This is a genomic window from Pseudarthrobacter sp. MEB009, assembly GCF_030208875.1.
Classification (GTDB): Bacteria; Actinomycetota; Actinomycetes; order Actinomycetales; family Micrococcaceae; genus Arthrobacter.
Map to the genome: position 1 here is coordinate 58,226 of NZ_JARVTC010000021.1, position 7,058 is coordinate 65,283.

At 69.0% G+C, this 7,058-nt stretch carries 6 protein-coding genes and 1 pseudogene; 3 read left to right on the forward strand and 4 right to left on the reverse strand.

Translation table 11 applies throughout. The features are described from left to right. Positions 1 to 69: 69 nt before the first annotated feature. From QRN07_RS19150 to tmk, 3 genes and pseudogenes are all read right to left on the reverse strand, one after another. Complete coding sequence (locus tag QRN07_RS19150; RefSeq protein ID WP_285241927.1) at positions 70 to 1,632, reverse strand: alpha/beta hydrolase; 1,563 nt, start codon at positions 1,630 to 1,632, stop codon at positions 70 to 72. An 18-nt stretch (positions 1,633 to 1,650) separates the two neighbouring features. After that, positions 1,651 to 2,793: a DNA polymerase III subunit delta' gene (locus QRN07_RS19155; protein ID WP_050686154.1), complete on the reverse strand. Its 1,143-nt coding sequence runs from the start codon at positions 2,791 to 2,793 to the stop codon at positions 1,651 to 1,653. 155 nt (positions 2,794 to 2,948) lie between these two features. Beyond that, positions 2,949 to 3,602, reverse strand: a pseudogene (tmk, locus tag QRN07_RS19160) (dTMP kinase); the annotation flags it as partial. Between the two features lie 125 nt (positions 3,603 to 3,727). On the opposite strand from tmk, the gene QRN07_RS19165 reads away from it, so the two are divergent. Together QRN07_RS19165 and QRN07_RS19170 are read left to right on the forward strand one after the other, a co-directional pair. Beyond that, complete coding sequence (locus QRN07_RS19165) at positions 3,728 to 4,918, forward strand: trans-sulfuration enzyme family protein (RefSeq protein ID WP_285241928.1); 1,191 nt, start codon at positions 3,728 to 3,730, stop codon at positions 4,916 to 4,918. Between the two features lie 9 nt (positions 4,919 to 4,927). Continuing rightward, positions 4,928 to 5,281 (forward strand): DUF2516 family protein, encoded by a 354-nt coding sequence (locus QRN07_RS19170; RefSeq protein WP_050686158.1) that lies wholly within the window; start codon positions 4,928 to 4,930, stop codon positions 5,279 to 5,281. On the opposite strand, the gene QRN07_RS19175 is transcribed toward QRN07_RS19170, so the two are convergent. Then, a complete protein-coding gene (locus QRN07_RS19175; RefSeq protein ID WP_285241929.1) occupies positions 5,266 to 6,138 on the reverse strand; it encodes a class I SAM-dependent methyltransferase in 873 nt (290 codons plus the stop codon). The genes QRN07_RS19170 and QRN07_RS19175 overlap by 16 nt on opposite strands. An 85-nt stretch (positions 6,139 to 6,223) precedes the next feature. Here QRN07_RS19175 and QRN07_RS19180 point away from each other — a divergent pair, with 85 nt between their 5' ends. After that, positions 6,224 to 6,970 (forward strand): phosphoglyceromutase, encoded by a 747-nt coding sequence (locus QRN07_RS19180; RefSeq protein WP_050686160.1) that lies wholly within the window; start codon positions 6,224 to 6,226, stop codon positions 6,968 to 6,970. The last annotated feature ends 88 nt before the right edge of the window (positions 6,971 to 7,058 follow it).

The window sequence follows — 7,058 nt, forward strand, 5'->3', positions numbered from 1 at the left end:
GAACCGGGCGCTTCATGCAAGAGTCAACTGTAATGGAGTCCCGGCGCCCGGGTCAAAATGGCCGGCGCCTCAACACACGGTGTTGTCGGCCGGCACCTGGCCGCTCAGCAGGTAACGGTCCACGGCGTCCTCCAGGCAGCTGTTAGACCGGCCATAGGCGGTGTGCCCTTCGCCTTCCCAGGTCATCAGCGCGGCGTTGCCCAGCTGCCTGCGGAGGGACCCGGCCCATTCCACCGGCGTCGCGGGGTCTCCCGTGGTGCCGATGACCACAATCGGGGACCCGCCGGTGTACTCCACCGGCGCCGGGGTGCGGATGTTGCCGTATGGCCAGTCCGTGCAGTTGGTGCCGCCGTAAGCGAAGAAGTAGCCGAAGGTGGGGGACTCCTGCATCAGGCGCTGCTGCTCGGCCCGCATGGCGGCGGGATCGGTGACCATGGGGTAGTCCAGGCAGTTGATGGCGTTGAAGGCAAACGTGGAGTTGGACGAATAGGTGCCGTTGGCAGTGCGGTCCGCGCCGAGGTCGGCCAGCCGCAGCACCAGGCTTACATCGCCCGACGTGGCCGCTTCCAGGGCCTGCGTGAGGGCCGGCCAGCTTTGGTCGTTGTACAGCGGGGTAATCAGGCCGCTCACAAACATGTTGGCGTTAACCAGCCGGCCGTCCTTTGCCGTCCGCGGGGTCTGCTGCACGGCGGCAATGAGGTCCCGGATCTGCTGGACCCCGGAATCAACGTCGCCGCTCAGCGGACAGCCGTCCTGGCGGAGGCAGCTGGCAACGTAAGCGCGGATGGCCTTTTCAAAGGCCTTCGCCTGGCCGCTGGTCAGCTCCTCGTTGCTGATGGACGGATCCAGGGCTCCATCGAGCACCATCCGGCCCACGTTGTCCGGGAACAGCGAGGCGTAGGTGGAGCCCAGGAACGTTCCGTAGGAGTAGCCAACGTAGTTGAGCTTCGCGTCATTCACCACGGCGCGGAGGATGTCCATGTCCTTGGCGGAACTGACGGTGTCAATGTGCGCCATCACGGGACCGGTCTGCTCCGCGCACCGGGCGGCGATGGCCTTGTTGTCGGCCAGTGCGGCGGCCAGGCCGGCGTCGGTCTCCAGGTCGTAGATCTTGGCCCGTGCCTCGTCCCGCTCGGCATCGTTCAGGCAGGTGACTGGCGCTGAGCGCTTGACACCGCGCGGGTCGAAGCCCACCAGGTCGAAAGCGTCCCGGACGGTGGTGGGGAACTGGGTCCCGGCCGCGTCCTTGACGAAGTCGTACCCGGAGGCGCCGGGTCCGCCGGGGTTGACCAGGAGGCTGCCGGTTTTGGTGCCCGTGGCAGGTGCCCGCAGCGCCGCAATCTGGATGGTTTCACCGTCCGGATCCGCGTAGTCCTCGGGAACAGTGACCCTGGCGCACTGGAATTCCTGCTCGCAGGGCTCCCAGACCACTTCCTGGGCGTAGAAGTCCGCCAGGCCTTCCGGTGCCGAGGCGACGATGGAGGGATCGGCCTTGGCTGTGGCGGCTTCCTGGTTCCCGCTGCCATTAACCAGCGTGCAGGAGGCCAGTACCAGCGAGAGGGCCAGGGCGCCGGCGGCACGGAACGCCACGGCAAGGGGTCGGGCGCGTGCGGGCAGGGGGCGGGCAGTCATCGGGTCTCCTTGGAGGTCTCAGATCAGGCTGGCTGCCATGGACTCTATGGTCAACAGCGGTGCAACGTTGGTGGTGGTGATGCGTTCGCGGGCTTTATTGATGGCATCCATCCGGGCCAGGGTGGCTTCGGGAGCTGACCGCCGGGCGAACTCTTCGAGCTCACTGCGCAGTTCAATGTTCACCAGCTCCACAGCGTTCCCCAGCTGGATGATCAGCACATCGCGGTAAAACGACAGCAGGTCAGTCAGGGTCCGGTCCAGGGAGTCTGTGATGGACCGCTTGGCCCGCCGTTTCTGATCGTCTTCGAGCTGTTTGACCTGGCTCCGCATGGCCGGCGGCAACGTCCCTGACTCGGGGGCACCGAGCGTGGCCAGCAACGCAATCTTCTCCGCGGCGTCGCGCTCCTCGTTGGAACTGTTCGCTTCCGCGGTGGCGATCTTCACCAGTTTATCCGCCATCATCACCGCCGCGGTAACACCGCGGAGTCCCAACGGGAAACGCACCGTCTCCAGCCGGCGTTCCCGGGCGGCCGGGTCGCGGGCCAGCCGGCGCGCGATGCCCACATGGCTTTGCGCGGCGCGGGCGGCCCGTTCCGCGAGTCCGGGCTCCACCCCGTCGCGTTTGACCAGCAGCGCAGCAACGTCTGCAGCCGGCGGAAGCCTCAGGGCGACGCTGCGGCACCGGGACCGGATGGTCACCAGCACATCGGCGGGGGAGGGGGCACACAGCATCCATACGGTCCGCGGCGTTGGTTCCTCGATGGCCTTGAGCAGCACGTTGGTGGTGCGCTCGGCCATCCGGTCGGCGTCCTCCACCACGATGATCCGCCACCGCCCGGACGAGGGACGGTTACCGGCGGTGGCCACCAGGTCCCTGGCCTCGTCGATGGTGATGGTCACCTTTTCCGTCCGGACGAAGGTGACGTCGGAGTGGGTCTCGCCCAGGATGGTGCGGCAGGCGGGGCAGTGCCCGCAGCCCCGGAGCGCCACATCCTCCTGGTCGCAGTTCAGGGCCGCCGCAAACGCCCGCGCCGCGTTGGAGCGGCCGGAGCCGGGCGGTCCCGTAAAAAGCCAGGCGTGGGTCAGGCTGTCGCCGCTGGCCGCCTGGCGCAGTTGTTCGACGACGGCGGGCTGGCCCTGCAGGTCATCCCAGACGGTCACGGCAGATCACCTGGGCCGCCGTCGGCCGGAAGGGAAGCAGCTGGAAGGGAAGCGGCCGGGTGGGAAACCTCGGGAAGGGAAGCGGCCGGGTGGGAAACCTCGGGAAGGGAAGCGGCGGGAGGGGAAGCGGCCGGCTGGGAAGGCGCGGGGAGGCCGGCAGGGGTTGCTGCGCCGCCGGCCAGCAGCGCCTCCACCCGTTCCAGGATCCGCGCGGCGAGGTCCGCCACGGACAGGTGCGCCGGGAGCACCAGGTAGGTTCCGGGCCGGGCGCCGGCCAGGGCAAGGAATGCGTCGCGGATCCGGGAGTGGAACTCATCCGCCTCGGATTCGAGCCGGTCCTCGGCAGCTTCGCCGGCTGTGCGGCGGCGGCGGCCCATGGCCGGGTCAACGTCCAGCAGGACGGTCAGGTCCGGTTGCAGGCCCGAGGTGGCCCACTCGTTCAGGGTCCGGACGGCGTCCTGGCCCAGGTTCCGGCCGGCACCCTGGTACGCCACGGAGGAGTCGATATACCGGTCGGTCAGGACAACCGTGCCACGCTCCAGTGCCGGCCTGATCACCTGGCCGGCGTGTGCCGCGCGGGATGCCGCGAAGATGAGCGCCTCGGTGTGGGCGTCGATGTGGCCGTGGCCATGGTCCAGGACCAGCGAGCGGAGCTTTTCGCCAATGGGAGTCCCGCCGGGCTCGCGGGTGCGCAGCACTGTCAGCCCGCGGGATTCCAGTGATTCAGCCAGCCGGGCTGCCTGCGTGGACTTGCCGGCACCATCGCCGCCTTCAAACGCGATGAATAGGCCGGCCGTTAGTGTGCTCACCGCACCAGCCTACCGATCCCGGCCCGCAATCCCCGATTGGGGCGCCGCGCTGGGGATAACCGCCCGGTGCCCGGCCGGCGGCCCTGCTTTCCGCCCGCTCCCTGCCGGACAGTACGCTTTTGCGCATGAGCCTTTCTGAACAGCAGGCAGCCGCCCTGTCCCCGGACACCTTGGTGGTGGCTGCCGGACGCCCGCCGCGGGAGCGCGACCAGCCCGTCAACCCGCCCCTGGTCCTCTCCTCCACCTATTTCGGTACGGGCCCGCTGGCCGACGGCGACCGCGGCTACGGCCGGTACTCGAACCCCACCTGGGACCCCTTCGAGGAGGCGCTGGGCCAGCTCGAAGGCTCGGACCTGCCCGGGCTGCTCTACGCGTCCGGCCTGGCAGCCGTCAGCTCCGCGTTGTCACTGATCCCCGCAGGAGGAGTACTGGTGATGCCCACCCACAGCTACTCCGGCACCCTGGTGATGGCAGCCGAACTGGCGCAGAAGGGCTTCATCGAGCTACGCACCGTGGACATCGCGGATACTGCGGCCGTGATCGAAGCCCTGGCCCCCGCCGGTCCGGAGGGCCGCCAGGCCAGCATGCTGTGGCTGGAGAGCCCCACCAACCCGATGCTCGGCATCGCCGAAGTCTCCGTCCTGGCCGAAGCCGCCCACCGGGCCGGTGCCATGGTGGTGACGGACAACACCTTTTCCACGCCCTTGGGGCAGCAGCCCCTGAAACTGGGTTCCGACGTCGTCCTCCACTCGGTGACCAAATACCTGGCCGGCCATTCGGACGTTGTCCTCGGCGCCCTGGTGACCGCCAACCCCGAAATCCGGGCCGCGTTGCTCCACCACCGGATCATCCACGGCGGCATCGCCGGGCCGTTCGAAGCCTGGCTTGCCCTGCGTGGCCTGCGCACCCTGGCGCTCCGGGTAGAGCGGTCCCAGGCGTCCGCCCAGATCCTCGCGGAGCAGCTCAGCGCCCACCCGCGGATCGAATCCGTCCGGTTCCCCGGCCTGGCCACGGATCCGGGCCACGAACGGGCCAGGAGCCAGATGAACGGTTTCGGGTCCATTGTCTGCATCCAGGTGGCCCCCGTGGCAGGGCTCACGGGCGCCGAAGCCGCCGATGCGCTGGTCAGGGGACTGGAGCTGTGGTTGCCCGCAACCTCGCTGGGCGGGGTGGAATCCCTGATCGAGCGGCGCCGCCGGCACGCCGCGGAGCCGGCCAGTGTTCCGGAGAACCTGGTCCGGCTCAGCGTCGGTGTGGAGAACGCCGCAGACCTCTGGGCCGATTTGCAGCAGGCGCTGGACCGGTTGGGACGCTAGGCTGGGTCCGTGGACGGTGAACTGATTATTGTGCCCGTAGAACGGGCAGTGTTCTTTATCCTGGCGCTGGTGGCGCTGGGACTCGAGCTGTGGGCCGTGGTGGACTGCGCCCGGCACCGCGCCAACGCCTTCGAGGCCACCGGAAAGCGGACCAAGCCCTTCTGGCTCGCCCTCACCGGAGGCGCAGCCCTGGTGGGCGTGATCTCCCTGTTCGGCAGCGGCGGTGGGATCTTCGGCACCCTAGGCCTCTTCGGCCTTGCGGCAGTGGTGGCAGCGTCCGTGTACCTCGCCGACGTCCGGCCCGCCGTCAAGGACGCAGGCCGCGGCGGCAGCCGCAACATGGGCCCCTACGGCCCCTGGTGACCCGCCGGCGGAACGGGTAGCGGCGCCACCGCCGCCCAACCGACCGTCAGCTCACCCAGCCGCCACCGCGCCGGCCCGTCCTGGACCGGCCAGCCGCCGGCGCGGAGCCGCCGGCACATGCCCAGCCAGCGTTGCCGGTTGCCAAATGACGCCAGCGCAGCGCTCTCCAGCCAGGCCCTGTCCATGGCCTGCAACAGAGCGTGGACCGGCTCGCCGGGCACGTTGCGGTGGATCAGCGCCTTGGGCAGCCGCTCCGCCACGTCCGAAGGCATCGCGAAGCTGCCGAACCGGACGGAGAAGCTCAGCGACACCGGCTCCCGGGCGTCCAGGGCAATCCAGGACGCCCGGCGGCCGATCTCATCGCAGGTCCCGTCGATGAACAGCCCCTCCGGCGCGAGCCGGTCCTGCACCAGCCGCCACAGCCCGGCCACGTCCGCTTCCTCATACTGGCGCAGCACGTTGAACGCACGGACCAGGACCGGCCGGCCGGGGACAGGCAGTTCAAAACCGCCCACGTGGAAGCTCAGCCCCGGCCGCTGCAGGGGGAGCGCCGCCCGGACCCGATCGGGCTCAATCTCGATGCCGCAGACCCGCACGTCAGGCCTGGCGACCGCCAGCCGCTCATAGAGTTCGACGGCGGTGGCCGGCGTTGCGCCGTAGCCCAGGTCAACCACCAGGGGCTCAGCCGCGGACCGGAGGCGCCACGCCTGCGGCCCGGTCAGCCAGCGGTCCACCCGGCGCATGCGGTTGGGGTTGGTGGTGCCGCGGGTGACGTTTCCCACGGGACCGCCCTGCCGGCGGGGGACACCCCTGCCGGAAATCTGCGGGGCAACCACCCGTTCAGCCTTTTGCACCACGGCCCCACTTTATCCCGGGGCGGGTTACGCAGGGTGCCGTGTAACGCAGGGCGGGCGGCAACCCCGCTCGGCTAGGATAAAAATCATGACTTACAAGCTGATTCTGCTGCGCCACGGCCACAGCGAATGGAACGCCAAAAACCTGTTCACCGGCTGGGTGGATGTCGACCTGAACGAACAGGGCCTCAAAGAGGCGGTCCGCGGCGGTGAGCTGCTGGTGGAGCACAACGTCCTGCCGGACGTCCTTTACACCTCCCGCCTGAAGCGGGCCATCAACACCGCCAACCTGGCACTGGAAAAGGCCGACCGTGGCTGGATCGACGTCAAGCGCGACTGGCGCCTCAACGAGCGCCACTACGGCGCGCTGCAGGGCAAGGACAAGGCCCAGACCCTCGCCGAATACGGCGAGGAGCAGTTTATGGAATGGCGCCGGTCCTACGACACCCCGCCGCCGCCCCTGGCCGACGACTCCGAGTTCTCCCAGGTGGGCGATCCCCGTTACGCGGACATCGGCGACGCCGTGCCCCGCACCGAATGCCTCAAGGACGTCCTGGTCCGGCTGCTGCCCTACTGGGAGTCGGACATCAAGGAAGACCTCAAGGCCGGTAAAACGGTCCTGGTCACCGCGCACGGCAACTCGCTGCGGGCCCTGGTCAAGCACCTGGACGGCATCAGCGACGACGCCATCGCCGGCCTGAACATCCCCACCGGCATCCCGCTGGTATACGACCTCGACGAGGACTTCAAACCCGTCAAGGCCGGCGGTACCTACCTGGACCCGGACGCCGCGGCAGCAGCCATCCAGGCCGTGGCGAACCAGGGCAAAAAGTAGGACTTCAGGACGTACGACGGCGGGCCGGTGACCGGCGGGTTCTAGCGGTCGTTGCAACACCCAGAATTTTTGGGAGTTGCAACGACCG